This is a genomic window from Actinomyces massiliensis 4401292 (assembly GCF_000269805.1).
GTDB classification, from domain to species: Bacteria; Actinomycetota; Actinomycetes; order Actinomycetales; family Actinomycetaceae; genus Actinomyces; species Actinomyces massiliensis.
The window spans coordinates 632,406-657,143 of sequence record NZ_JH711482.1; the positions used below are offsets into that span (position 1 = coordinate 632,406).

Below are 24,738 nucleotides of genomic sequence, written 5' to 3' on the forward strand. Positions count from 1 at the left end.
TAGAGGTCACGGAGAAGAAGGGGCCGAATCCGCCGCCGCATCGGGCAGAGCGGCGGTCCGCAGCTCAGCGGCCAGAGCGGCATCGGCCCGACCTACGATCCGGGTACCGGTCTCCACGTACTCCACAACGTCGATCTCCCCGTCGGTGTGGACGCGGGAGACCAGATCGCCCCGGGAATAGGGCACGACGACGTCGACAGGCACGCTCGGACGCGGCAGCATGGCGTCAATGCGCGCCCGCAGGTCCTCGATCCCCTCGCCGGTGCGAGCAGAGATCTCGATCGCTCCGGGCAGGCGAGTGCGCAGAGCCGCGCGTGTCACGGCATCGGTCAGATCGATCTTGTTGAGCACGATGAGTTCGGGAACGTCGAGCGCTCCGGGGATGTCTGCCAGCACTGCCCGTACGGCCGTCACCTGGCCGACGGGGTCGGGATGGGCGGCGTCGACGATGTGCAGGACGAGGTCCGCGCCCGCCACCTCTTCCAGGGTGGAGCGGAAGGCCTCGATGAGCTCGTGAGGCAGATTGCGCACGAAGCCCACGGTGTCGGTCAGGGTGTAGACGCGCCCATCGGCGGTCTCGGCACGGCGCACTGTGGGGTCGAGGGTGGCGAACAGAGCATCCTGGACCATGAGACCGGCGTCGGTGAGCCGATTCATGAGGGAGGACTTGCCGGCGTTGGTGTACCCGGCGATCGCCACCGCGGGGATGGGGCCACGACGACGCGAGCCGCGCTTGACCTCCCGCGAGGGCGCCATGGCCCTGATCTCGCGACGGAGCTTGGCCATCCGGTGGCGGATGCGACGCCGGTCGAGCTCGATCTTGGTCTCGCCCGGTCCACGGCTGCCGATGCCCTGGCCTCCGACGACGCGCCCTCCGGCCTGGCGCGACATGGACTCGCCCCAGCCGCGCAGACGCGGCAGGAGGTACTCCAGCTGGGCGAGCTCCACCTGGGCCTTGCCCTCACGGGACTTGGCATGCTGAGCGAAGATGTCGAGGATGAGAGCGGCGCGGTCCACGACCTTGGCACCTACGACGTCCTCCAACGCGCGGCGCTGGGAGGGGGCGAGCTCACCATCGACGATGACCGTGTCGGCACCCACAGCGCCAACCATCTCAGCGAGCTCCCTGGCCTTGCCGGACCCGAGGTATGTTGCGGGGTCGGGGTGGTCGCGCTTCTGAATGAGGGCGTCCAGGACTTGGGAGCCCGCAGTTTCGGAGAGTGCTGCGAGCTCGGAGAGTGAGGCCTCGGCGTCTTGAGCAGCGTCGAGCACCGAGGCTGCGAGATCGGCGGTGCGGGGCAGGTCCAGCCCGACGAGCACGACCCGCTCCAAACGGATCTGGCGGTACTCGACTTCGCTGACATCCTCGAGTTCGGTGGTCAGGCTCGCTATGCGGCGGGTGCCGGCGCGCGCCTCGCGCTCCAAGAGGCCATCATCATCGGCCTCGCGCTGGACGTGCCCACTGGCGGTGGAGGCCAAAGCGGTTCCGGCACGCGAGAGGATCCGGGCGACAACGTCCTCGGCGGTCGGGGCGGCACCATCATTCCTGTCAACTCCGTCAGCACCGGTATAAGAATCGTCGGAGCCTGCAGACGCAGCGGTATCAGGGGTACGGGATTCGTTCACAGCATGTCCTTCTCGTATGCGACGGCCCGGAGCGGTGCTCAACGGGCCTGCCCGGACGCGTCCGGGCCCGGCTGGGGGACTTTGTCGGGAGCCGGTGACGTCACGACCACCGGCTCAGCGCATACGAAAGATCCACATGACGTCATGCTAGCGCACAGCTCCCCCCTGCCGGTATCAGGATCTTTCTTGCTAAGGTCCCCGATGTGGGTTCCCCGGTCCGCCGGAAGGCCTGTCACCCCTCCTCCGCCTTACGACCTACCCTTGAGGAGATCCCATGTCCAGCATCTACGTCGTCAGAAGAACGGCCGCCGAGCAGATCGGCATCGACGCGGGCCTGACGGTCCTGGGCTTCGTCCTTGGCGCCGTCCTCCTGTCCTGGACCGGGGCTGGACGCTTCCTCCTGTTGACGAGGTCCTCACCATGGGGGCTGTCGGGGTCCTCTTCGTCTTCGGTCTGCGCCTCGTGTGGCGCCTGACCCCCGGCGTCGTCGTCTTCTCCTCCCGCCCCTGGCTGCTGGTGGGCTGGCTGCTCTTCTATGTCTTCAAGGTCGGGATCGCTCCGCTCGTCGGCGTCGTCGCCTTCCCCTACGCGGTCATCCGCGACATCGTCCTCGTGGTGCGGGAACGCCAGGCGAAGCAGTCGGCCCCTACAGCACAAACCCCGAGGCTCCCCGGTACTAACGCATGATGTCCGATCGAACCGGCGCATAGACACACATCGGTTTTGGAGAGTCGCACCCGCACCCGCGCCGATTGGGTACGTTGAGCGGGTGAGCACTCCCCCGGCCCCGGATCCTTCAGCGGATGAGCGGGTGGCGCCGCCCTCGGCGAAGGCACTCGTGGGCTCGCGAGTGGGGCGTCTGACCTTGGCGATGCTGGTGATCGAACTCCTGGCGGGTATGCAGGTCTACATCAACCAGACGGTACTGCCACTGGTGGCAGTGGATCTGGGGGCACGGGCCCACTACGGCCTGGTGACGGCTGCGGCAACGATGCCGACCTTCCTGACGATGCCGCTGGGCGGAACGATGCTCGCCCGGTGGCGCGCCGACCATCTCATGGCTGTTTTGACCGCACTGCTGGTCGCGGGTGCTGCCGCCGGGGCGCTGGCGCCGAACGTAGCCGTGTACGTTCTGGGAGAGGTCGTCCGCGGTCTGGCCGCGGGCGCGCTGGCCACCGTCACCATGGGCGCGATGGTCGCGGGATTGCCCGAGGCGTGGCGACGTGCGTTCCTGGCGGCCAGCTCGGCCATGTGGGTGGTCTCCTCCCTGGCCGGCCCCGTCTACGCCGCCGCTATCAGCTCAGGGTGGGGCTGGCGATGGGCACTGGTCGCTTACGTGCCCGTACTGGTGGCCGCCCGGCTGGTGATGGCTCGACAGATCCAAGGCTTACGGGTATCTGGCGGCGACAATGGTAATAGCCGCAACAGCAGGAATAGTGGCAGTGGCAGCGATGGAAACGACGCCCCGCTCATGGCGGCTCTCGCCATGGCCTGCGGGGTGGCTCTCATCGGGCTGGCGCCGGCGGCATCACCATGGTTCTGGCCGGCCTCAGGCCTCGGCCTGGCGAGCGCGGTCTGGGCCTGCTCGCGGGTCTTCCCCACCGGGGTGCTGCGATTGGCGCCCGGGCGCCGGGCGGCACTGGCAACCCTGACGTGGGTCTGCGCCTCTTATTTCGCTCTCGATTTCCTCATCTCCCCAGCCGGCCATGACGTCCTCGTTCTGGGGCCGGGCGCCGTCGGTTGGGCGCTGACCGCAGCCGGAGTGCTGTGGAGCGCAGTGGCCATGTGGTGCGGAGCCCACCCGGCGCGGCAACGACACGTGTACCTGGTGCGGACAGGGCTGGGAGGATTGCTCTTCGCGGTCGGCGGCGGCATCCTCGCTGCGGCCCTCCTGGGCGCGGCGCCATGGTGGGGCCTGCACCTGGGCTGGGGGCTGTCGGGCCTCGGCATGGGACTGACCCATCAGGACACACTCATTCGCTGCGTGACCGACCCGGTCGAATTGGGGCAAAGGAACGACGGAATCTCGCAGGCCCAGTCGGCCACCGCGGTGACGGTGGCGGCGAATGTAGGCGGAGCAACCCTGGGCACATTGGTGACGACCCTGGTAGCGCCGACATCGGCCGGAGTCGAGGAGCACCTCGTGGTTCCCGTCGTCGTCGTTGTCACCATCATGCTCAGTGCCACGCCGCTTCTGGCCCGCCGCGCCGCCTGAGACTCTGAGCGAAGCCAACCGGTAGCCTCGAGCCGTGAGCGAGCACTACTTCACGTCCTCCCCCACCGCAGCAGCTCAAGAACGGCCCCGTTCCTTCCTCATCCGCGGTCGGGAGCATGCGGTGACGACGGCGGGGGCCGTGTTCTCCCCCAATCATCTCGATCGAGGCACGCAGGTTCTTCTCAGCCATGTCCCCGATCCGCCGACCACCGGTGTCTTCCTAGATCTGGGTTGCGGCTGGGGCCCGATCGCCCTGGCTCTGGCCGATGCCGCTCCAGAGGCCACTGTCCTGGCGGTGGACGTCAACGAGCGCGCCGTCGACTTGACGGCCCGCAATACGTCGGCCGCAGGCCTGGGAAATGTCCGCGCCCTACTGGCCGACGACCTGCTGGCCGAGTTGCGCGGCAGCGCAACGGTGGACCTCATCTGGTCCAATCCCCCGGTACGCATCGGCAAGGAGGCACTGCACTCCCTGCTGCTGACCTGGCTGGCGCTCCTGTCCGACAATGGCGAGGCATGGTTCGTCGTGCAGAAGAATCTGGGCGCGGATTCCTTGATGGCCTGGCTGAACTCACAGGGCTGGAACACCTCCCGCGAAGCCTCCTCCAAAGGGTTCCGCGTCCTGCACGTGCACCGCTGAGATCTGCCGCATTGCCTCCGCCAAGGCACCGTCCTGCAATCTCCTCGAGCCTCACTGGTCCGCGAGCCGCGATTGACTTTCTGTACCTACAAGTATGTACACTGCGGGCATGGACGCCCGGGACCGGCTCATTGAAGCCGCTCAAGAGCTGCTGTGGGAGCGCGGCTACACAGCGATGAGCCCTAAAGACATCCAGGCCCTCGCACAGGCCGGCCAGGGCAGCATGTACCACCATTTCAAGGGCAAGCAGGATCTGGCCTCACTGGCCCTGCAACGCAGTGCGGAGCAGATGCGCCGCGATGCCCAGGAGCTGCTGACCGGTGAAGGGACCGCCCTTGCGCGCCTGGAGGCCTACCTGCACAGCCAGCGCGACAGTCTGAGGGGCTGCCGAATGGGTCGGATGACCTACGACGCGGATGTGCTGGATACGCCCGAACTCCTACAACCGGTCTCCGACGCGCTCGGCTGGCTGGTCGAGGTCATCGCCCAGGTCGTGACCCAGGGCATCGATCGCGAGGAGTTCCCTCGCTCCACAGATCCTGCAGCCGTTGCCTCATCAGTCGCGGCCGTAGTGCAGGGAGGCTACGTTCTCGCCAGAGCGCAACAGGACCGAGCCGCCTTTGACGCCGCCATCAACGGCGCGGTGTCCATGCTGCGGGGCTGGGCCTGCCGGTAAACAAACTCATCAGAATTCATCTCAGAGTTTCTGAGTATCGCGCATCGCGCGCCGCAGAATCATCATCGGACCAGCGACACGAAGAAACCCGAATTCATATCCGAATCCACCAGGAACCCGCCCGGGAGCGAACCACATGTACGCCATGCAGTACGCCATCAACCTGCCCGCCGACTACGACATGCGGATCATCCGTGATCGCGTGGCGGAGACCGGCCATCTCATGGATGGCTTCACCGGCCTGGAGTTCAAGGCCTACCTCATCCGCGAGAAAGCCGAAGGAGCAACCCGCAATGCTTACGCGCCATTCTACGTGTGGCGCGACATCGACGGTATGCGCTCCTTCTGCTGGGGCGAGCCCGGTTACTCGGCGATCGTGCGCGATTTCGGGCGCCAGCCCATCCAGGATTGGACCGTTGCACAACTCGTACCGGGGCCCGCTTCCTATACCGAAACCAGAAGCCTGACCATGTCCACCGTGCAGCTGCCCGAGGGAGAGGCCCCTTCCCAGTGCTTGGATGCGGTCACTCAACCGTTCTTGACGCAGGTCGATGACCAGACCGTCAATCGTCTGGCCGCCGTCGACATCACCACCTGGACGGTCGTACTGGTCGAACTCTCCAGCCGGCCGGCCGAACAGGCCGACCCGCGGGTGACCGGCTACGAGGTGCTCCACGTCTCCACCGCGCGCTGACCGCTTCCGGCCTCCTGGAACGGATGACGCCGCAGGCCGGGGAAGCACGGGTCGAGCGCGTCGGGCGCTATGACGCGAACCCTCACGGCACTCAGCACCGACCAGCGCTGCAACACGATCCGCGCGATCTGCGATCCCGCCTCCGCTCAGTCGACTCAGTCGACTCAGTCGACTCAGTCGACGCGGTCCTGCAAACCCTCGCTCCCTGCGGCCTCCGCAAGCCGGCCGGATCGGCTCGCATGCGAGGCGCGCAGGTCCACGATCGCCACGGCCGCAGATACGGCGATGGCGACAGCTGCCGCGAGCAGCCCCGCCTGGGCGGCGGTGCCCCATCCCGATGCGCCGGCCGTGCGGAAGGTGATCCCGGTGATGGCGGCAATGCCGATGGACGTGCCGATACGCTGTCCTGTCTGCAGGATGCCTCCAGCGGCCCCCGCATACTCCAGGGGTACGTCGGCCAGGGAGAGCGTCTGGTTCGGAGACACCACAATTCCCTGTCCTACCCCGAGTGCCACCAGTGTCAGTGCGATCCACCAGGGACTCCATCCGGCGATCGCATGCATGCGGATGATGCCGATGGTCGTCAGCAGTCCGATGATTCCCAGGAGCATGCCGGCCAGTACGATGACGCGCCCCACACGGATGACTCGTCTGCCGGCCAGAGGTGCGGCAACAGCGCCCACCAGTGAGGCCGGGATACCGATGACACCGCTGGCCAGGGCGGATGCCCCCAGGCCATCCTGAATGTACTGGGCCACGATGATCCACACCGAGGTGTACCCCAGGAAGTACACGGCGATCGCCAGACACCCGTAGGCGAAGGAGGGGATGGTGAAAAGGCGGAGATCCACCATGGGGCTGCCCCCTCGAGCCCGGTAGCGACGTTCCCAAGCCACCCATGCGCCGGCAACGGCAATACCCAGCAATTCCAGCAGCCAGATCCACCCTCCCCCTGAGGAATTCATGAAGGGGATCATCACCAGGAGTGTGGCGGCAGCCAGCAGCAGCATGCCGGCGGGATCGAGATCCATCCCGGCCCGGTTCGTCTCGGCTCCGGCGGGCCGCGACGACTCGCCGTCAGCGGTCCGCCGTCTCCAAGCCGAGGCGGGAAGGTAGCGCCTCGCCGCCCAGACCCCCGCCAGGGCGAACGGTACGTTGATCAGGAAAGAAACGCGCCAGCCCCAATCCGCTCCGAGCCAGCCGATGAGGCCTCCGCTGAGCACTGGCCCCACGGCCACGGAGACCCCGATGACGCCGCCGAATAGCCCGAAGGCACGGCCTCGCGCCTCACCGGTGTAGTACTGCTGAATCATGCCGGTGACCTGAGGATTCAGCAGTCCCGACCCCACGCCCATGACAAGTCGAGCCAGATTGAGTGACACGATGTTCGGCGCCAGCCCCGAGGCCAGGGATCCGACTCCGAAGATGAACATGCCGATGGCGAAGAGCCGCCCGCGCCCCAGGACATCACCCGCGCGCCCCGCCGGAACCAGGAGGATGCCGAAGACCAGAGCGTATCCGGAGATGACGAGCTGAAGGCCGCTGCTGCCCGCCTCCAAGCTGTGAGAGACCGATGTCAGAATGACATTGACGGATGAAACGGCCAGGAGTGAGACGAATGCCGGGATGAGCAGGGTCGGCAGGAGCCACTTCTGCCCGGAGGCTCTTTGTTCCGAGGCGTGAAGTTCAGGCACCCGAGCAGCCTACGCGCCACCGCCTTATCCAGCATGATCCCTGCACCACATCGGACCCAGGCACATCATCGTGTGCGTCTTTATCGGCCCAGATCGATGGCGGCTGAGGTCGTAGCCGCGACGAGCACGCGGACTCAGTGCCAGAGCCCGCATCGAGTACCTGCATCGGGTGCCTACTCAGTGCTGGGAAGCGGCTGCGTGCTCCACTTCCAGCGACGCGCCGCTGGCGTCCTCGACGGGTGTCGACCAGCGCCCAGCCCGAACGTCCAGAACCAGCCCGATACCCAGTGCGAGCAGAGCGGGAACGATCCAGCCGGTGGAGTTGTCCCACAGCCCTGTGCGGCTCAGCAGGTCACTGGGCGTCGTCCATCCTGCCTCGGTCAGCGCGGAGACCAGGCCGAGTACGCCGGCGACGCCCACCGGCCACAGGTAGGCCGCCCGCAGGCGCCCCGGCGCCAGTGCGTCCACGAGCGTGACGACCACCAGGCAGATCGCCAACGGGTAGAGCAGGAAAAGCAGAGGAGCCGTAATCTTGAGAATCGCTTTCAAGCCGAGGTTCGCCAGAACGAAGGAAACCAGAGTGCCCGCAGTGAGCTGACGATTGAAGGAGACAGCCGGCCAGGCGGTGTAGGCGTAACCGGCCCAGGAGGCCAGCAGCCCCACTGCTGTGGTCAAACAAGCCAGGACCACGATACCGGCGAAGACGATCACGCCGCCTCGCCCCAGCGTCAGAGACGCGGCAGCCCTCAGCAGCTCGGTTCCCTCCGTGGTCTCACTCGTGACATCGCCCGGTGAACGCGTCCCGATCAGGGCCAGACCGATGTACACCGCGCCCAGAAGGACGGCGGCAATGCCCCCGGCAATAGTGGTACCGCGCACAAGCCTGCCAGGGGCGGTGAAGCCCCGCTCGCGCAGAGAGCTGATGACGACGATCCCGAAGACGCTTGCGGACAGGACATCCATCGTGAGATAGCCCTGCGTCAGCCCGGTCGTCATCGGAGCGCTCGCATAGGGGTCGATGGCAGGTCGGTCCACCCCCGGGGCGGTCAGAATCGTGGCCCCGCACAGCACCACCAGCAGCAGGAGAAGCGCCGGGGTCAGCCAGCGGCCGATGCTATCGGCCAGCCTGCTGGGGCGCAGCGCGATGAGGATGGAGACACCGAGAAAAGCCGCCACATGCGCAGCCAGCGCCCAGCGAGAATTGGAGATGCCCATGAGCTCCAGAACCGGCAGAGTAGCCAATTCATAGGCGACCGTCGTGACTCGCGGCACAGCGTAGAAAGGGCCGATCGACAGGTAGACCGCCAATGGCATCACAGCCCCGAAGCGCGGCCCGACCCGGCGGGCCAAGCCGAGAATGCCCTCCCCGGAGGTGGACACGGCCACGATCGTGGCCAACGGGAGTAGAACGCCGGTCACGAGGAAGCCGATCATGACCATGGGCAGAGAACCGCCTGACGCGGCGCCCAGCAGAGGCGGGAAAATAAGATTGCCAGCCCCGAAGAAGAGAGCGAACAGCATCAGACCCGTGGTGACGATGCTTGTAGCGGGACTGGGGCTCTCGAGCTGATCGGTCGTTGAGGTCATAGTGCCTGTCTCTTTGTTAGGAATAGGGTCAGTATGACGTCCTATGAGCCGTGAGGAAAAATCTGACAAATCTGACAAATCTGACAATGGCGCTACACATCCTCATACCGCGCCAGGTACTGGCATCAGGTCAGCCGATAGAGACCCGTCCGGTGATCTCAGCGGGCCCGGTCAGCAGCACGGTGGATCCCTCGGCCAAAGGCGCGGCACCCACATGGACGCCGACCTCGCCGCCGGGCACCAGCAACCGGTAGTCCTCGGGCGCCCCCTCGCCCTCCCACACATGCAGGGCCACGGCGGCGGCGCAGCAGCCGGTTCCGCACGAGCGGGTCTCCCCCACACCGCGCTCCAGTACGCGCAGACGCGCGCGCCCCACCCGATCACCGGTGACCGCATCCACCTCCTGGCCCAGCGGCACCACGAGCTCGAGATTGGTACCGGCCTGCGGCACCGGCTCATAGACCACCGGGGCCCCCGAACCGGTCAGACCCGCGAAGGTGGCGGCATCGAGCTCACTCTCCTCCCCCAGGGCGACCACGGTATGCGGATTGGGCATGGAGATCGACAAGGCCGCACGCTCGCCCTCCAGGCCCGGCACGATGACGACGGTATCCCACCCCTCATCCTCGACATCGGCCAGGGCGCCGTCGGGATGAGTCAAGCGCGCCGATCCCATATCGACCGTCCACAGATCGCCCACGCGGGTAATGGTGCGCGCTCCCCCGCGAGTGCCGATGGTGATGGAATCGCCATCGGTCATCGGGCAGAGCCCCTCAGCATCCAGAACTGCGGCGAACAGACGCGAGGCGTTGCCGCACATCTCCGCCACGGAACCATCGGCGTTGTAGTAGTCCATGAACCACTCGGCCTCGGGCACGGCCTCGTGAAAGGCCTGCGCACCGGGCAGCGATCGAGTGCGCACGACCCGCACGAATCCATCGGCCCCGATTCCGGCGCGCCTATCGCACGCAGCGGCGATGTCGGTGGCGGTCACCGGCACATCGCGTTCGGGATCGATGAGCAGGAGGAAATCGTTCTCCGTGCCGTGGCCCTTGATGAGCTCGTGGCCCGCAAGGCCTGAGGCAGCAGTCATGGCCCCCAGCTTAAGCGACGCCGGCATGTGCTTCGTCCGCCTGCTCGACAAGGCGGAGGGCCTGCTGAGTAACCCGCCTGCGCTCGCCGGGCAACCAGGCCCCGGTCGAATCGAGGGTCGCGTCGAGCCAGTGGATGCGCGGGTCACGGCGGAACCACTTGATCTGGCGAGAGGCGAGGCGACGTGTCGCCCGAGCGGTGAGCTCCACGGCGTCCGCCCCCGTGATGCGGCCCCGGAGCAGATCAATGGCCTGGGCGTAGCCGATCGCGTTCGGCGCCGTCCTGCCCTCCTCCAGGCCCGCGGCCATGAGCGCCTCGGTCTCGCCCACGAGCCCGGCGTCGAACATGTCGGCGGTGCGCGCATCGATGCGCGCATTGAGCGCGGCCCGGTCGACTCGCAGCGCCAGGTGGAGCGTCGGCGCGAGGTCCTCATAGCGGGGCAGGGTCGCGGAGAAGGGCCTGCCGGTGACGGCCAGGACCTCCAGGGCTCGCACGACCCGGCGCGTGTTGACCGGCTCGATGCGTTGAGCCGAGACGGGATCGGCGTCTCTCAGCTCCTCCCAGAGACGGCGCGAGCCCTCACGGTGGGCACGCGCCTCCAGGTCGGCGCGCACATCCGGATCGGTACCGGGGAACTCCAGAGCATCGGTGACTGCGCGCACGTACAGCCCGGAGCCGCCGACGATGAGGACACGGGCACCGCGCCTCTCGATGCCCTCCAGGTCGGCGCGGGCGTGACGCTGATACGTGGCGACATTGGCCTCTTGACGCACATCCAGGACATCGAGCTGATGGTGGGGGTAGCCTCGGCGCTCGACCCGCGGCACCTTGGCGGTGCCGATGTCCATGCCGCGGTACAGCTGGGAGGCATCCGCATTGAGGACTTCGGCACCACTCGAGCCCGTGGCGGAGCCCCCCTCCCGGGTGAGCGCGTCGGCCAGGTCGAGCGCCAGCTCTGACTTGCCGGTGGCAGTGGGGCCGACGATGGCGATACGGACGGCGGATGGGCTCACCGCGCCACGCTCACAACTCGGGCAGCAGAGGCCGCACCAGGCTCAGCGCCTGCGTGCACGAGGACAGCGCAGTCTCCAGGTGAAGGCGCAGCTGGATGTCCGTGACCCCGGCGCTGAGGTCGATGAGGTAGGTCGCGCGCACCATCGAGCCGGACGGGGAGTCGATGATCGAGACGGTCGGGAAGAACTTGTCACGATTCCAATCGTTGACGCTGGCGGCGAGCTCATCGCGCATCCCCTCGCCGACCGGTTCCTCCCAGTCCCCTGAGACCAGGAGCCAGCCTTCGTGGCCATCGGGGATCTCGATGACGAAGGGGTAGGAGTCCCACGTGCCCAGCAGGCACGGGTGACCGGACTCCGCATGGCGCTGGACCCCATAGCCCATGGTGTCCGTGATCATCGCCTCCATGCGGTCCAGTGTGAGTTCACTGGTGGACTCCACCTCCTCATCCGGGCCGGGGGCGGACAGGGCGTTTGGGGCGGTGGTCGCGTCTTCCTCCGTCCGGGCTGCGGGCGCGCGCCAGTCCGCCGGACTCACAGCCGTCGGCGAATCGTGCTCACCACTGCGGGCCATCGGGTGATCGTCCGAATGAGGGGTCGCAGAGCCGCTCGCCGGGTGCGGTCGCTCAGCGGGCTCGGCGTGCTCTTGAGACTGGCCGAGGAGCCGGGCCAGGAAATCGCTGAGGAGACTCATGGATCCAGCCTGCCGCGCAATGGGTCCGGGAAAAGATCCTCGGCCTCTCGCATGAGGGCCACGATCAAACGGCACCCGGTCAGGACGAAGTCCTCAAGCTGGGCATCGGTCATGCCGGCTTCAAGGGGGTAGGTGACCTCGCCGTGAAGCCGGACGACTCCGCCGTCTGCAATAGTCAGGTAGGCCTTAGGACCGATGCGGGTCGCATTCCACTCCTCGACCAGCCGGCGCAGGGCGGTCAAGTGCTCGGTGTCTGCAATGCGGTGCCACACGCCGCGAAGTTGGAGAGCCCGAGTGTCCTGGAAGATGGCGTGAACGGTGACGTAGCGCCAGGGGATGCCGATATCGCCCTCGTCGTCCAGGAAGAAGCGCAGGCCCAGCTCGCGCACGCAGGCCATAATGCGGTCGACGTCCACCGGTGCCGGGACGGCGGGGGCAGGGGCGCCGGCAGCGCTCATGGACTTGGACCGAGTCATACATCCAGCCTAACGGCCCGGACCAGCGGCAATGGAGTCCGTAAGCCATGGTGGGGGCCACTCTCGCCGCAAGCAGAGCCGGGAAGCACGTCGACAGGCGTTCCTGTCGCCCGGCACCCCGACGGCGCATCTCATATCCCCCGGCTGCGTCGACGAATGCGGTCCAGGCGAGCGACATCGGCGGATTCGACGGATTCGGACGGCCCTTGAGCAGGACGTCCCGCCTTCTCCAGGCGGCGGCGCACGTCCTCGCCGAGATGAGCTCCAATGGCGACCAACCCCAGCTGGACGCTGCGATAAGGCCGCTCCGCCTCCAGATGCACCTGCCCGGCGACGACGTTGACGATCACCCGTCGTACCCCGCCCGAGGTTCCCGACCTCCCAGTGCCGACAGCCACATTGAGGACGCCCTTGAGACGATAGGCCTCGGCGGGCGGGCTCTCCAGCAGATCGGCCAGGGCGCCCGGCGAGACGGGCAGCGGAGCAGGAACGGTGAAGGACTCGGCGTGAGCGTGAGCATGGTGATTGTCACACGTTTCAGCGCGTGCACGGCGAGTGAGTTCGGCCAGAGGCAGCTCATCCGCGGGCGCACCCTCGTGAGCCACATCCATCACCAGGAGCGGGTCGATGCGACCGTGTGCCGCCTCAATGACGAGCACTCGCGGATTGCGCGAATGGACGCGGCCGGTCACACGGTCGAGAGCATGGCGGCGCTCGTCGGCCGCCAGTAAGTCGGTCTTGGTCACGACGACGAGAGTGGCGGCGCTGTACCGCGCCGGCGGAGCCGCAGCGCCCCCAGTTCCCGCAGTGCTCTCAGTGCCCGCAGCGCTCTCAGCGGCCTCAGCGGCCTCGAGCGCATTGGAGGCGCTGACGGTGCGCTCGTCGTTGACAGCGTCGATGACGTCGATGAGATCGGCATAGCGCACGCGCCGCAATGCCGTCGAGCGCAGGAGCCTGACCAGATTGGCCGGTTCGGCCAGCCCCGAGGCCTCGATGAGGATGGCGTCCAGGTCCGGGCGGGCCATGGTCAGGCGTTCCAGAGCCGTCTCCAATCCGCCGGCATCGGGCATGCAGCACAGGCAGCCGCCCGCCACGGAGGCGGGCTCATCGACCTCGCCGGTCACCAGGGCGGCATCGACGTTGATGTCGCCGAAATCATTGATGACGACGCCCAGGCGAGCCCCCGGAGTGCGCAGAAGATGATTGAGAAGCGTCGTCTTGCCGGCACCGAGGTAGCCGGTGAGCGCGATGACCGGGATACGAGGGGAACCGGAGATACGCGGCCGGTTGGGCATGTCGCCTCCCTCCCGTCATCGTCGGCCTTCCATCAGAGACCAGCTGCTGAGGTGGGTGCTACGCCGTCGGTATTAGTGCCCGTTACTGAGGACGGCGTGGCCGATGAGCTGATCGATGCGGCGGACATCGATTCCCCTGCCGAGCTTGATCTTGATGTGGCCGGCGCGCGTCCACAGTTCAATCTCGGCATTGACGTCCAAAGCCCCTGCATTCTCCGAGGACCACATGTTGATTGCGGAGTACGGCAGGGAGTACATCTCGACCTTCTTACCGGTCAAGCCCTGGGAATCCCTGACAATAAGCCGCTTAGAGGTGAAGATGGCGGTGTCGCGGAAGGTCCTGAAAGCCGCCCAGGGCTGCTCGTCCCGCACGAGCAGCTGGCCGACATCTCGGGGGATCGGAACCTCCGCCTGGAACGTCCATGACGTGATCGCCGCGGTCTCCATGAAGCCTCACTCGTACCCGGGGCGGCATCGTCTACCGCCGATAGCGTGATGCTAGCACCGCGCAGAAGTCGGCCCGTTCGAGCATGGACAGCCGCGGAAGAGCGAAACGCAACCATCAGGACAGGCGGGTCTGCACAGCCTCCAGGATCTCATCATCAGCCAGGCCCAGGCGGCGCGCCCCGTTGTCATCCCGAGGTTGTCATCTCGAGTGACCGCATCGACACCCCCGCCCGGCGCCAGCGGAATCGGCAAGTGGACGAAGCCCGGGCGGCCACGAGCAAGGACGGGTATCAGGCCGGGGCGCCCACTCGCAGGGTGGGGATGCCCAGGCTCACCGGGGCGGTATCGGGCTCCGGGGCGGAGCAGACCTCGGCCTGACGGCGCTCCCAAGCGTCCCCGGCCCGGGTCCGGCGCACCCGGAACAGGGCAGGGCCGTCGTCGAGCCAGAGGCGATCCCCGGGTCGCAGGGCCTGGTTGGCCGCCTGGGCGGCCGCGCCCAATTCTCGCCCGCAGCGGGCCGAATCGGCGATGAGGTTGTGGGGCGCCCCATGGGTGACCCGAACGGAGACCATGTCGCCCGGGCGCGGGGCGCCACCGGCGTAGTCGTCATCGGCCATCCCCTCGGGCAGGGCCACGTGCACTAGCCGGTTGTCCGCGGCACGCCCGGAGATACGTGCGGTGGCCGCATCGCGGCGGCCCTCGCCCTCGGCGACGAGCACCTCGACGATGCGCCCCTCCTGGCGCTCGTTCTCCTCACGGGTGATGCGCCGCACGAGCTCGTCCAGCCTGCGGTAGCGGTCCTTGACGACCTCGGCGGGCACCTGGTCCTCCCGGTCGGCGGCGGGGGTCCCGGGGCGCGGGGAGTACTCGAAGGTGTAGGCGGAGGCGAAGCGGGCCTTCTCCACGACGTCGAGGGTGGCCTGGAAGTCTTCCTCGGTCTCACCGGGGAAGCCGACGATGATGTCGGTGGTGATCGCCGCCTCGGGCAGCCGCTCCCGCACATCCTCCAGGATCCTCAGGAACCGCGCACTCCGGTACGAGCGGCGCATGGCCCGCAGGATCCGATCGGACCCGGACTGCAGCGGCATGTGCAGGCTGGGCATGACCGCTGGAGTGGTGGCCATGGCCTCGATGACGTCGTCGGTGAAGGCGGCGGGGTGCGGGCTGGTGAAGCGCACGCGCTCGATGCCCTCCACCGCCCCGGCGGCCCGCAGCAGCTTGGCGAAGGCCCCGCGGTCCCCGAAGCCCACCCCGTAGGAGTTGACGTTCTGCCCCAGCAGGGTCACCTCGGTGACCCCGTCGGCGGCGACCGCCTCGATCTCGGCCAGTACCTCACCCGGACGGCGATCGCGCTGTCTGCCGCGCAGTGAGGGCACGATGCAGAAAGTGCAGGTGTTGTTGCAGCCCACGGCGATGGAGACCCAGGCGGCATAGGCGGAGTCGCGGCGCGTGGGCAGGGTGGAGGGGAAGACCTTGAGGGACTCCTCAAGCTCGACGGCGGCCTCGGCGTTGTGGCGGGCGCGCTCCAGCAGGGCGGGCAGGACGTCGAGGTTGTGGGTGCCGAAAACGACATCGACCCAGGGGGCGCGCTCGACAATGCCCTGCCCCATCTGCTGGGCCAGGCACCCGGCGACGGCGATCTGCATGCCGGGACGCTCGCGCTTGACGGCGGCGAGCTGGCCGAGATTGCCGAAGAGCCGATTGGCGGCGTTCTCGCGCACCGAGCAGGTGTTGAGGATGACGACGTCAGCACCGCCGTCGCCCGCCTCGGTGGCGCGCGCCGCGGCCTCAGGCACGTTCTCGACACGCAGGTAGCCGGCATCCTCGAGCAGACCGGCCATGTGCTCGGAGTCGTGGACGTTCATCTGACAGCCGAGCGTGCGCACGTGGTACGTGCGCGGCACGGCGCCGCGGGCGTCGAGTCGCGGGGTGGCATCAAGGGTGGTCATCGTCTGGCAGTGTAGAGCGAACCGCGCTCAGCCGTGCCCGCACCGTCGAGGCCGGATCGACGACACCGGCAACCCGTCTCCCCGCTCACTGCCAGGCGCACCCGCCATCGCCGCGGGGCACTCGTCCGCGAGGACCCGAATCCGTCCCCTAGGATGTGAGCCGGTTCATGCCCATACCGGAGGTCCTCATGACTCGACGACGCGACGTTCCCCACGTCCCCTTCGTCCTGCGCCACATCGGCGCCACGGGCGACTATCAGGATCCCGTGCTCCGCGCACTGGGCCTGCACGAGCTCGAGGACCTGGCGGCCGCCGTCGTACCCACCGGACTGCCGGTCCTGCCTCCGGGCGAGCATGGCGCGCCCTCCGCCGCCGGCGGCCTCTCCGAGCCGGAGGCCATTGAGGCCCTGCGGTCGCTGGCCTCCCTCAACGATCCGCACATCGAGATGATCGGACGCGGGTACCACCCCACGCACACACCCGCCGTCATTGCCCGCGATGTCCTGGGCAACCCGGCCTGGACGACCGCGTACACGCCCTACCAGGCGGAGATCAGCCAGGGGCGCCTTGAGGCGCAGCTCCTCTTCCAGACGCTGATCAGCGACCTCACCGGTCTGCCGGTGGCATGCGCCTCGCTGCTGGACGAGGCCACTGCCGTCGCAGAGGCGGTCCTGCTCATGGCTCGGGCCGCCCGCACGACCACCGGCGGCGCGGTTCTGCTGGACTCCGGCCTGCACCCCCAATGCCTCGAGGTGGCGCTGGCCCGCTGCCGAGCGCTCGGGATTCATGCCCTGACGGCCGAGCCGGCGGCTATTGAGGACGGCTCCGAGGATTCCGGGAAGAAGCTGCTGGGAGCCGTCCTGGCGCATACGACCACGCGCGGGGCGATTCAGGACCTGGACGGCCCGATCGCAGCGGTGCATCGCCGCGGCGGACTCGTCGCCGTCGATGCCGACCCTCTGGCCCTGGCCTTGCTGAAGGAGCCCGGCGCCGCCGGTGCCGATATCGCCGTCGGCAGCGCTCAGCGACTCGGCGTGCCTCTCTTCTTCGGCGGTCCGCACCCCGGCTTCATGGCGGTCAGCGATAAGCTCCGCCGGCAGATTCCCGGCCGCATCGTCGGCGTCTCGCGGGACAGCGAGGGTCACGAGGCGTTCCGCCTGGCGCTTCAGACCCGCGAGCAGCACATCCGACGGGAGAAGGCGACCTCCAACATCTGCACCGCTCAAGCACTGCTCGCGGTGGTGGCCGCCTTCTACGCCGTCCACCACGGCCCGGAGGGGCTGAGGCGCATTGCCGATCATGCCCACGCCCAAGCGGCGCGCATCGCCGCCGGGGTCCTGGACGCAGGGCTCGCCGTCGAGCACGAGAACTTCTTCGACACCCTCAGCGTCATCACGCCGGGCGGCGCCGAACAGGCCGTCGCGCGCGCCGAGGAGCGCGGATACAACCTCCGCCTGCTCGACGCCGACCATGTGGGCCTGTCCACCAACGAGACGACGACGGATGAGGACATCGCCGCCGTTCTGGAGGCCCTCACCGGCCGCCGACCCGCTGAGCCCGACAACGCCCGCGTCTTCCCACTGCCGCATGCCTTGAGGCGCGAGAGCGCATTCCTGACCCACCCGGCCTTCCACGTCCACCGCTGCGAACCCGCACTCGTGCGCTACCTGCGCCGTCTGGCCGATCGGGACCTCGCTCTGGACCGCACGATGATCCCGCTGGGCTCATGCACACTCAAGCTCAACGCGGCCGTGGAGTCCGCACTCTGGCTCACCCCCGAGTTGGCCGGCATTCATCCCTATGCACCGTCCTCCCAGACCCACGGGTGGCGACGCCTGCTCACCCAGCTCTCGGAGCGTCTGGCGACCCTGTCCGGATATGACCGGGTGAGCCTCCAACCGGCCTCGGGAGCCCAGGGCGAGCTGGCTGGGCTGCTGGCCATCAAGCACTACCTGCACGAGATGGGCGAGGACCGGCGCAACCTGTGCCTCGTTCCCGCGAGCGCCCACGGCACCAATGCCGCCTCCGCAGCCGGCGCGGGCCTGGCCGTGAAAACGGTTGCCACCGCTCCCGACGGCTCCATCGACATCGAGGATCTCAAGGCCACGCTGGCCGAGCACGGCGATCGCCTGGCCGCGATCATGCTGACCTACCCCTCGACGCACGGCGTCTTCGAACCCCAGGTCACCGAGGTCACGCGCCTGGTCCACGAGGCCGGAGGACAGGTCTACATCGACGGCGCCAATCTCAACGCCCTGGCCGGACTGCTGCGGCCCGGCGACCTGGGCGGGGACGTCTCCCACCTCAACCTGCACAAGACCTTCGCCGTTCCCCATGGCGGCGGCGGCCCGGGAGTGGGCCCCGTGGCCGTCAAGAAGCACCTGGCGCCCTACCTGCCTGCGGGACCGTCCGGCTCGCCCGCCCCCGAGGAGGCGGATGCGGATCACGGCTTCCACGGCAGCCCGGTCATGGGCGCCCGCTTCGGCTCGGCCGGCGTCATGCCGCTGGCCTGGAGTTACCTGGCGCTGATGGATGATATGGACCTGCGCCGGGCGACCCTGTCCGCGATCGCCAATGCGAACTACCTCTCGCGTCAGCTCCAGGACTGCTTCCCGACCCTGTACTCGGGACCCGGAGGTCTGGTCGCCCACGAGTGCATTCTCGACCTGCGCGAGCTGACGGCGCGCTCCGCAGTGACCGCCGAGGACGTGGCCAAACGGCTCATCGACTATGGATTCCATGCCCCCACGCTGTCCTTCCCCGTTCCAGGCACGCTCATGGTCGAGCCCACCGAATCCGAACCGCTTGAGGAGCTGGACCGATTCGTCACCGCGATGCGCTCCATCCGCGGCGAGATCAACGAGATCATCGCCGGCCGGATCGCCGTCGAGGACTCCGCTCTGCGCCGCAGTCCGCACACGCTCGGCCAGGTCGCCTCCGACGACTGGGACCGCCCCTACTCCCGCCGGCGGGCGGCGTTCCCAGAGCCGTCTCTGGTACGGGACAAGTACTTCCCACCGGTCTCGCGCATCGACAACGCCTGGGGAGACCGTCATCTGACGTGCATCTGTCCCGCGCCCGAGGATGTGGAGGCGGCCACCGGGCCTCTGCGCTCCACCGCGACCGGTTCGACCGCCCGGCCCACCGCCGTCCTGACCGCTGAGGAGAAATGATGACCGAGCCCAGTCGACACAGCCCCCGGGAGGAGATCCAGGAGTCCGCCATGGTGCGCACCACGCCCCTGCACTCCGTCCACGCTGCCGCAGGAGCCTCCTTCACCGATTTCGGCGGCTGGCAGATGCCGCTGCGCTACGCCTCCGACCTCGCCGAGCATCATGCGGTGCGCCGCCGCGCCGGCATCTTCGATCTGTCCCACATGGGTGAGGTCAAGGTGACCGGGCCCGGCGCCGCCGAGGCGCTCGATCACGCGCTGGTGGGGAGCATTTCCAAGGTGGCGCTCGGCAGGGCCCGTTACACGATGATCGTGGCCGAGGACGGCGGGGTCATCGATGACCTCATCGTCTACCACGTGGGCGATCAGGAGTATCTCGTGGTCCCCAATGCGGGGAACCGGGAGCGCGTGGCCGACGAGCTGGTGTCTCGCTGCCGTGATTTCGACTGCGAGGTCAATGACATCTCGCTGACCATGGCGCTGATCGCCGTTCAGGGCCCGCGCGCGGAAGAGATTCTGCGCGACGTCGTCGATTCCGGTGCCGGGATTCCCTCGGCGCTGCGTCCCGAGGACGAGGGCGTGCCCACCGCAGACGAGGACTGCGGGCCCGACGTGCTGTGCGGGCCGACGATCCTGCGGCGGCTGCGTTACTACGCCGCTGTACGGGCGACCGCCGCCGGGCACTCGATCGTGCTGGCCCGCACGGGCTATACGGGCGAGGACGGCTTCGAGCTGTTCTGCGGCGCAGAGGACGCCGTCGACCTGTGGACCGTCATCACCGGGCGTGCCGCCGCCCTGGCGCCCCACGCCGATCAGGCCGACGAAAGCGGGAAGCCGATTCCGGTGCTGACTCCCTGCGGTCTGGCGGCGCGCGACTCGCTCCGCCTGGAGGCGGGCATGCCGCTGTACGGACACGAGCTGACCGAGGAGACCACGCCGTACGACGCTTCTCTGGGAGCCGTCGTCGCACTGGACAAGCCCGAGTTCATCGGCAGGCAGGCGCTGGTCGCCCGCGCCGCGCGCGAGGGCGCCCCGGGCACATTGCGGCTCGTGGCCCTGGCCGGCGGGGGACGCCGTGCGGCCCGTGCCGGCTGCACGGTCTTCCGGGAGGGTCGCCGGGTCGGAACCATCACCTCGGGTCTGCTCTCCCCCACTCTCGGACATCCGATCGCCCTGGCGCTGCTGGAGCCGGCCTCGCCCGAGGAGCCGCAGTGGGCGGAGGGCACGTCCCTTGATGTCGATGTGCGCGGCCGCACCTACCCCATGCGAGTCGTCGCCGCGCCCTTCTACCGGCGTCCGCGCTGAAGCCGTCTCTCACTGCCCCAAGGAAAGGAACCCGATATGCCCCGCCAGCCCATCAGAGCCCACCTGCGGTACTCGATCGAGCACGAATGGATCGACACGAGCGCGACACCCTCCCGCATCGGCATCACCGCAGTCGCCGCCGACGCCCTGGGCGAGGTGGTCTTCGTGGATCTGCCAGAGGTGGGCGCCGCGGTCCAGGCCGGTGAGGTCTGCGGCGAGCTGGAGTCCACCAAGGCGGTTTCTGACCTCTACTCCCCGGTAACGGGCACAGTCGTCTCTCTCAATGAGGCGGCCGTCGATGATCCCAGCGTCATCAGCGCCGACCCCTACGGCGAGGGCTGGCTGCTGGCCGTCGAGGTCACCGGCGAGGGCGAACTGCTCAGCCCCCAGGAGTACGCCGAGCGCTTCGACGCCGACATCGTCGAGGGCGCCGAGGGCACTGAGGACACTGAGGACACCACAGACCGCTGACGCTTCCGCCCCTCCCCCGTCCCGCCCATCTCGCCGAGATCGGTCCGGTTCCGCATCGAGATCGGTCGTGCGAACCGATCTCGATGCGGTTTATGACCGATCTCGGCGAGGGGAGGAGGGGAGGTCGAGCCGGATGGCGGGCGGACCGGTTCAGGCCTGTTGCTGGGCCCGGGTGCGCTCCGCGATGAGGGCGTCGTGACGCGCGGCCTGCGCGAACGCCGCTCCGGGCAGGGCCACCGAGCCGAAGGAGGCCAGATCGCGACGGAAGACGACGGCGGCGAACCAATCCATCATGATCCGCACCTTCCGGTTGATGGTGGGCATCGCATAGACGTGATACCCGCGATGAGCGGTCCACGCGCTGAAACCGCGCAGGTTGTGCCCCATGATCCTGGCGACGCCCTTGCCGATGCCCAGTGAGGCCACGGTCCCAAGATTCTCGTGGGCATAGGAGGTCAGTTCCCCAGCAGCATCCTCGCCGCCGGTAAGGGTGGTCACGAGGTTATCGGCCAGGACTTTGGCCTGACGTACCGCGTGCTGAGCGGTCGGGGCACAGGTCGCCTCGGGGTCCTCGCTCATCAGATCCGGCACGGCTGCGCAGTCCCCGGCCGCCCAGGCGCCGTCCACGACGACGCCGTCACGGGCGACTTGAAGCGTGGGCAGAGTCGTCACTCGCCCGCGCCCCTCGATCGGCAGGTCCGACTCGGCCAGGACGGGAGAGGCTTTGACGCCGGCGGTCCACACAATCGTGTCGGCGTCGAACTCGCTGCCGTCGGAGAGCACGACATGCCCATCAACGCAGGAGTTGAGGAATGTGGACAGGCGCACGTCGATGCCGCGGTCGCGCAACTGCTCCAGGCCGTAACCGGACAGCTCCTCGGTCAACTCGGGCAGGATTCGGCGCGAGCCCTCCACCAGGACGAAGCGGATGTCGCCCTGCTCGACGCTGGGGATCTTGGCGACGGCCGAGCGAACCATGTCCTCCAGTTCCGCGATCGCCTCGACACCGGCGAAACCGCCGCCGACGAAGACGAAGGTGAGGAGCCGACGACGCCGCTCGGCGTCCCAGGTGCAGGCGGCGTCATCGATGCGAGAGAGCACCCGGTTGCGCAGCGCCAGAGCCTCCTCGACCTGTTTGAACCCCATGGCCTGTTCGGCCAGGCCCGGGATGGGCAGGGTGCGGACCTCCGCGCCGAGAGCCAGGACGATGTGGTCGTAGCTCAAATCGTAGGGGCCGGGGGCCTCCTTGGTGGATTCCGGCATAGGCGGGGCGATGGTGATGGTCCGCGAGGCGTGGTCGATGCCGGTGACCGATCCCGTCAAGATGGTGATGCCGTCGAGACTGCGCCGATGAGAGGCGACGATGTGGCGGGGCTGGATCGATCCGGCGGCGACCTCCGGCAGGAAGGGCTGATAGGTCATGTAGGGGCGGGGGTCGACGACGGCGATCTCCACCTGGTCGGTGTCCAGGCGCGAGCGGAGCGCTCTGGCGGTACAGAAACCGACGTAGCCGCCGCCGACGATCACGACGCGAGTCGGGCGGCGGCCGCCGGAGGCGGTGGGAAGGTCGGGCACCCCGCGCCGTGCGGGACGCGCGACCAGCGCGAGTGCGGCGCCTGCCGCGAGCAGACCAGCAGTTGACAGCGCGATGGTGGTACGACGACTCATGGCACCAAATCTAAGGGCAGCCTTACTTCAAGATCGCCATAAGGCCCGCTCTCGCGCCATGGTTCAGATCACAGTCACGGCCAGCCGGCTGATAGGCCATACTCGCCATCCGTCCTCGTCGGCTCCACGCAGTGCCGGTCCAGCGACCTACTGCGCTGCCCTACTGCGGCCCGCAGCTGCACTGCTCCACCGGCAGGAGAAGCACGATGGCGCGCCGTGACTCCGCATGCCCGGGACCGACGACCGCCGGACCGCCCGCACTCACGCGGGCCTCATTTCAAGCCGATGATCTCCCCGGTGGCGGTGTCGACATCAATGCGCTCGGCGGCGGGATGGCTGGACAGGCCGGGCATGGTGGACAGGTTCCCGCAGATCGCGTAGACATAGCCGGCCCCCGCGGCCAGGCGCACCTCGCGCACTGGCAGCCGCCAACCGGTGGGCACTCCCTTCAGACCTGCCTCGGCCGATAGCGACAGCGGCGTCTTGGCGACGACGACAGCCAGATCACCGAAGCCGTCCTTCTCGTAAGCGTCCAGCAGGCGGCTCGCCTCCGGGGTGTAGTCCACGCCGTCGGCCCCGTACATGGCGGCTACCTTGCCGATCTTGGTCCGCAGGTCGTCATCGGGGCTGTACAGCGCCTCGACGTCCGGCGCCTCGGCCTCGCGGGTATTTCGGCAGGCCTCGATCACAGTGTCGGCGAGTTCGAGGCATCCGGCACCGCCGTCGGTCACGGGATGCGCCGTGGCGGCCCTGACTCCCGCCTCATGGGCAATGCGCACGACCTCCTCGATCTCACTGGGATGATCGGTGGGGAAGACGTTGATGGCCACCACCGGAGTCATGCCGAAGCCGCGCACGATCTGAAGGTGCTTGAGCATATTGGCGGCGCCGGCGCGCACGTCCTCCACGCTCTCGGTCAGCATTTCGGCCGGCAGGTCCTTGCCGGAGACCAGCCGATAACGCCCGCAGTGCGCTTTGATGGCACGCACGGTCACCACCACGACGGCGATTCGGGAGCGCATGCCGGAGACGGCGCACTTGAGATCGACGAAGCGCTCCAGACCCATATCAGCGCCGAAGCCGGCCTCCGTCAGCACGTAGCCGCCCTCGCGCGCCCCCGCCGCGGCCACGCGGTCGGCGATGACCGAGGAGCAGCCGGTGGCGATGTTGCCGAAGGGGCCGGTGTGGACCAGCACGGGGGTTCCCTCCCCCGTGCGCAGCAGGTTGGGCTCCAGGGCGTCGCGCAGGATGGCGCACATGGCCCCGGCCGCCCCCAGGTCCTCGGCCCGCACCCAGCCGCCGCTGCGAGTGCGGCCCACCACGATACGGCCCAGCCGGACGCGCAGATCGGCAAGATCGGTGGCCAGTGAGATGATGACCATGAGCTCGCTGGCCGGAGTGATGTCGAAAGACGCCTGACGGGTGACGCCGTCGACCTTGGCTCCCAGGCCGGTGACAATGTGCCTCAGGGCTCTGTCGTTGATGTCCAGGACGCGGGGCCAGGTGATGGTGCGCTCATCGATGTCCAGCTCGTTGCCGTGATGGAGGTGATTGTCGATCATCGCCGACAGCAGGTTGTGAGCCGCCGTGATGGCGTGGAAGTCCCCGGTCAGGTGCAGATTCATGCGCTCGGCGGGCAGAATTCGAGCGCCCCCGGAGCCCCCTGCACCGCCCTTGATCCCGAAGGTGGGGCCCATGGCGGATTGGCGCAGGGTGAGCGTGGAGCGCTCGCCCCGGCGGGCCAGGGCCTGGGCCAGGCCGATGGCCGTCGTGGTTTTGCCCTCCCCGAAGGGCGTGGGGGTCATACCGGTGACCACGACGTAATGACAGGCCTGCCCCCGCCCGCCGATGTCCTCCATGGCATTCACGTCGATCTTGGCGACGTCGCGCCCATAGGGGATGACGTGCTCTGCCGCGATGCCGGCCCGAGCAGCGAGGTCGTGGAGGTCGGGGGCGGCCTGAGCACCGTCCCGGTCGGATTCGCTCATGGGTCAAGCGTAGGGGCAGGTGGTGCGGGCGGCGCG

Annotated in this window: 21 protein-coding genes; 9 read left to right on the forward strand and 12 right to left on the reverse strand. The window is 68.2% G+C overall.

All coding sequences use genetic code 11. The features are described from left to right. Positions 1-6 precede the first annotated feature (6 nt). Positions 7-1,626, reverse strand: coding sequence for a GTPase HflX (hflX, locus tag W5W_RS0111155; protein ID WP_017195440.1), 1,620 nt, complete (start codon positions 1,624-1,626; stop codon positions 7-9). A gap of 274 nt (positions 1,627-1,900) precedes the next feature. On the opposite strand from hflX, the gene W5W_RS16190 reads away from it, so the two are divergent. From W5W_RS16190 to W5W_RS0111180, 6 genes are all read left to right on the forward strand, one after another. Further along, a complete protein-coding gene (locus W5W_RS16190; RefSeq protein WP_154650330.1) occupies positions 1,901-2,101 on the forward strand; it encodes a hypothetical protein in 201 nt (66 codons plus the stop codon). Further along, positions 2,047-2,313 carry a hypothetical protein gene (locus tag W5W_RS0111160; RefSeq protein ID WP_017195441.1) on the forward strand — a complete coding sequence of 89 codons (267 nt, stop codon included), beginning with the start codon at positions 2,047-2,049 and terminating at the stop codon, positions 2,311-2,313. Before W5W_RS16190 ends, W5W_RS0111160 begins: the two co-directional genes overlap by 55 nt. Positions 2,314-2,395: 82 nt before the next feature. Beyond that, positions 2,396-3,841, forward strand: coding sequence for an MFS transporter (locus W5W_RS0111165; RefSeq protein ID WP_154650331.1), 1,446 nt, complete (start codon positions 2,396-2,398; stop codon positions 3,839-3,841). Positions 3,842-3,875: 34 nt separating this feature from the next. Beyond that, entirely contained in the window at positions 3,876-4,481 is a 606-nt protein-coding gene (locus W5W_RS0111170) for a class I SAM-dependent methyltransferase (RefSeq protein WP_017195443.1), read from the forward strand. 109 nt (positions 4,482-4,590) lie between these two features. Further along, the gene (locus W5W_RS0111175) at positions 4,591-5,157 is read left to right on the forward strand and encodes a TetR/AcrR family transcriptional regulator (protein ID WP_017195444.1); all 567 of its coding nucleotides are present in this window, start codon (positions 4,591-4,593) and stop codon (positions 5,155-5,157) included. Between the two features lie 136 nt (positions 5,158-5,293). Further along, the gene (locus tag W5W_RS0111180; RefSeq protein WP_017195445.1) at positions 5,294-5,851 is read left to right on the forward strand and encodes a DUF4865 family protein; all 558 of its coding nucleotides are present in this window, start codon (positions 5,294-5,296) and stop codon (positions 5,849-5,851) included. 173 nt (positions 5,852-6,024) lie between these two features. On the opposite strand, the gene W5W_RS0111185 is transcribed toward W5W_RS0111180, so the two are convergent. The 9 genes from W5W_RS0111185 to miaB all read right to left on the reverse strand — a co-directional run bounded on the left by W5W_RS0111185 (position 6,025) and on the right by miaB (position 16,098). Then, positions 6,025-7,545, reverse strand: coding sequence for an MFS transporter (locus tag W5W_RS0111185; protein WP_017195446.1), 1,521 nt, complete (start codon positions 7,543-7,545; stop codon positions 6,025-6,027). A 177-nt stretch (positions 7,546-7,722) separates the two neighbouring features. Beyond that, a complete protein-coding gene (brnQ, locus tag W5W_RS0111190) occupies positions 7,723-9,132 on the reverse strand; it encodes a branched-chain amino acid transport system II carrier protein (RefSeq protein WP_017195447.1) in 1,410 nt (469 codons plus the stop codon). Between the two features lie 130 nt (positions 9,133-9,262). Beyond that, positions 9,263-10,225 (reverse strand): diaminopimelate epimerase, encoded by a 963-nt coding sequence (gene dapF, locus W5W_RS0111195; RefSeq protein ID WP_029574278.1) that lies wholly within the window; start codon positions 10,223-10,225, stop codon positions 9,263-9,265. A 10-nt stretch (positions 10,226-10,235) separates the two neighbouring features. Continuing rightward, complete coding sequence (gene miaA, locus W5W_RS0111200) at positions 10,236-11,237, reverse strand: tRNA (adenosine(37)-N6)-dimethylallyltransferase MiaA (RefSeq protein WP_017195449.1); 1,002 nt, start codon at positions 11,235-11,237, stop codon at positions 10,236-10,238. 10 nt (positions 11,238-11,247) lie between these two features. Further along, complete coding sequence (locus W5W_RS0111205) at positions 11,248-11,931, reverse strand: type III secretion system chaperone family protein (protein WP_008732699.1); 684 nt, start codon at positions 11,929-11,931, stop codon at positions 11,248-11,250. Beyond that, positions 11,928-12,407 carry a YbjN domain-containing protein gene (locus W5W_RS0111210; protein ID WP_008732789.1) on the reverse strand — a complete coding sequence of 160 codons (480 nt, stop codon included), beginning with the start codon at positions 12,405-12,407 and terminating at the stop codon, positions 11,928-11,930. The genes W5W_RS0111205 and W5W_RS0111210 overlap by 4 nt, the downstream gene beginning before the upstream one ends. A 131-nt stretch (positions 12,408-12,538) precedes the next feature. Further along, positions 12,539-13,702 carry a CobW family GTP-binding protein gene (locus W5W_RS0111215; RefSeq protein WP_017195450.1) on the reverse strand — a complete coding sequence of 388 codons (1,164 nt, stop codon included), beginning with the start codon at positions 13,700-13,702 and terminating at the stop codon, positions 12,539-12,541. Between the two features lie 72 nt (positions 13,703-13,774). Further along, positions 13,775-14,149 carry a PH domain-containing protein gene (locus W5W_RS0111220; protein ID WP_017195451.1) on the reverse strand — a complete coding sequence of 125 codons (375 nt, stop codon included), beginning with the start codon at positions 14,147-14,149 and terminating at the stop codon, positions 13,775-13,777. A 290-nt stretch (positions 14,150-14,439) separates the two neighbouring features. Then, positions 14,440-16,098 (reverse strand): tRNA (N6-isopentenyl adenosine(37)-C2)-methylthiotransferase MiaB, encoded by a 1,659-nt coding sequence (miaB, locus tag W5W_RS0111225; protein ID WP_017195452.1) that lies wholly within the window; start codon positions 16,096-16,098, stop codon positions 14,440-14,442. Between the two features lie 167 nt (positions 16,099-16,265). Here miaB and gcvP point away from each other — a divergent pair, with 167 nt between their 5' ends. From gcvP to gcvH, 3 genes are read left to right on the forward strand one after another with little or no spacing between them, the layout of a single operon-like run. Beyond that, complete coding sequence (gcvP, locus tag W5W_RS0111230; protein ID WP_017195453.1) at positions 16,266-19,271, forward strand: aminomethyl-transferring glycine dehydrogenase; 3,006 nt, start codon at positions 16,266-16,268, stop codon at positions 19,269-19,271. After that, positions 19,271-20,575: a glycine cleavage system aminomethyltransferase GcvT gene (locus W5W_RS0111235; RefSeq protein WP_008732662.1), complete on the forward strand. Its 1,305-nt coding sequence runs from the start codon at positions 19,271-19,273 to the stop codon at positions 20,573-20,575. The genes gcvP and W5W_RS0111235 overlap by 1 nt, the downstream gene beginning before the upstream one ends. A gap of 36 nt (positions 20,576-20,611) precedes the next feature. Next, positions 20,612-21,046 (forward strand): glycine cleavage system protein GcvH, encoded by a 435-nt coding sequence (gene gcvH / locus W5W_RS0111240; protein ID WP_017195454.1) that lies wholly within the window; start codon positions 20,612-20,614, stop codon positions 21,044-21,046. A gap of 150 nt (positions 21,047-21,196) precedes the next feature. Here gcvH and W5W_RS0111245 read toward each other — a convergent pair whose 3' ends face one another. Next, entirely contained in the window at positions 21,197-22,714 is a 1,518-nt protein-coding gene (locus W5W_RS0111245) for an NAD(P)/FAD-dependent oxidoreductase (protein ID WP_017195455.1), read from the reverse strand. A 272-nt stretch (positions 22,715-22,986) separates the two neighbouring features. Then, a complete protein-coding gene (locus W5W_RS0111250; protein WP_017195456.1) occupies positions 22,987-24,702 on the reverse strand; it encodes a formate--tetrahydrofolate ligase in 1,716 nt (571 codons plus the stop codon). Positions 24,703-24,738: the final 36 nt, after the last annotated feature.

Coding starts and splice junctions, on each gene's coding strand:
- W5W_RS0111160 (WP_017195441.1), top strand. CDS start 2,047: ATGGGGGCTGTCGGGGTCCTCTTCGTCTTCGGTCTGCGCCTCGTGTGG.
- W5W_RS0111250 (WP_017195456.1), bottom strand. CDS start 24,702: ATGAGCGAATCCGACCGGGACGGTGCTCAGGCCGCCCCCGACCTCCAC.
- gcvH (WP_017195454.1), top strand. CDS start 20,612: ATGCCCCGCCAGCCCATCAGAGCCCACCTGCGGTACTCGATCGAGCAC.
- W5W_RS0111205 (WP_008732699.1), bottom strand. CDS start 11,931: ATGAGTCTCCTCAGCGATTTCCTGGCCCGGCTCCTCGGCCAGTCTCAA.
- brnQ (WP_017195447.1), bottom strand. CDS start 9,132: ATGACCTCAACGACCGATCAGCTCGAGAGCCCCAGTCCCGCTACAAGC.
- dapF (WP_029574278.1), bottom strand. CDS start 10,225: ATGACTGCTGCCTCAGGCCTTGCGGGCCACGAGCTCATCAAGGGCCAC.
- W5W_RS0111180 (WP_017195445.1), top strand. CDS start 5,294: ATGTACGCCATGCAGTACGCCATCAACCTGCCCGCCGACTACGACATG.
- W5W_RS0111220 (WP_017195451.1), bottom strand. CDS start 14,149: ATGGAGACCGCGGCGATCACGTCATGGACGTTCCAGGCGGAGGTTCCG.
- W5W_RS0111210 (WP_008732789.1), bottom strand. CDS start 12,407: ATGACTCGGTCCAAGTCCATGAGCGCTGCCGGCGCCCCTGCCCCCGCC.
- W5W_RS0111175 (WP_017195444.1), top strand. CDS start 4,591: ATGGACGCCCGGGACCGGCTCATTGAAGCCGCTCAAGAGCTGCTGTGG.
- W5W_RS0111235 (WP_008732662.1), top strand. CDS start 19,271: ATGACCGAGCCCAGTCGACACAGCCCCCGGGAGGAGATCCAGGAGTCC.
- gcvP (WP_017195453.1), top strand. CDS start 16,266: ATGCCCATACCGGAGGTCCTCATGACTCGACGACGCGACGTTCCCCAC.
- W5W_RS16190 (WP_154650330.1), top strand. CDS start 1,901: ATGTCCAGCATCTACGTCGTCAGAAGAACGGCCGCCGAGCAGATCGGC.
- miaB (WP_017195452.1), bottom strand. CDS start 16,098: ATGACCACCCTTGATGCCACCCCGCGACTCGACGCCCGCGGCGCCGTG.
- W5W_RS0111245 (WP_017195455.1), bottom strand. CDS start 22,714: ATGAGTCGTCGTACCACCATCGCGCTGTCAACTGCTGGTCTGCTCGCG.
- W5W_RS0111215 (WP_017195450.1), bottom strand. CDS start 13,702: ATGCCCAACCGGCCGCGTATCTCCGGTTCCCCTCGTATCCCGGTCATC.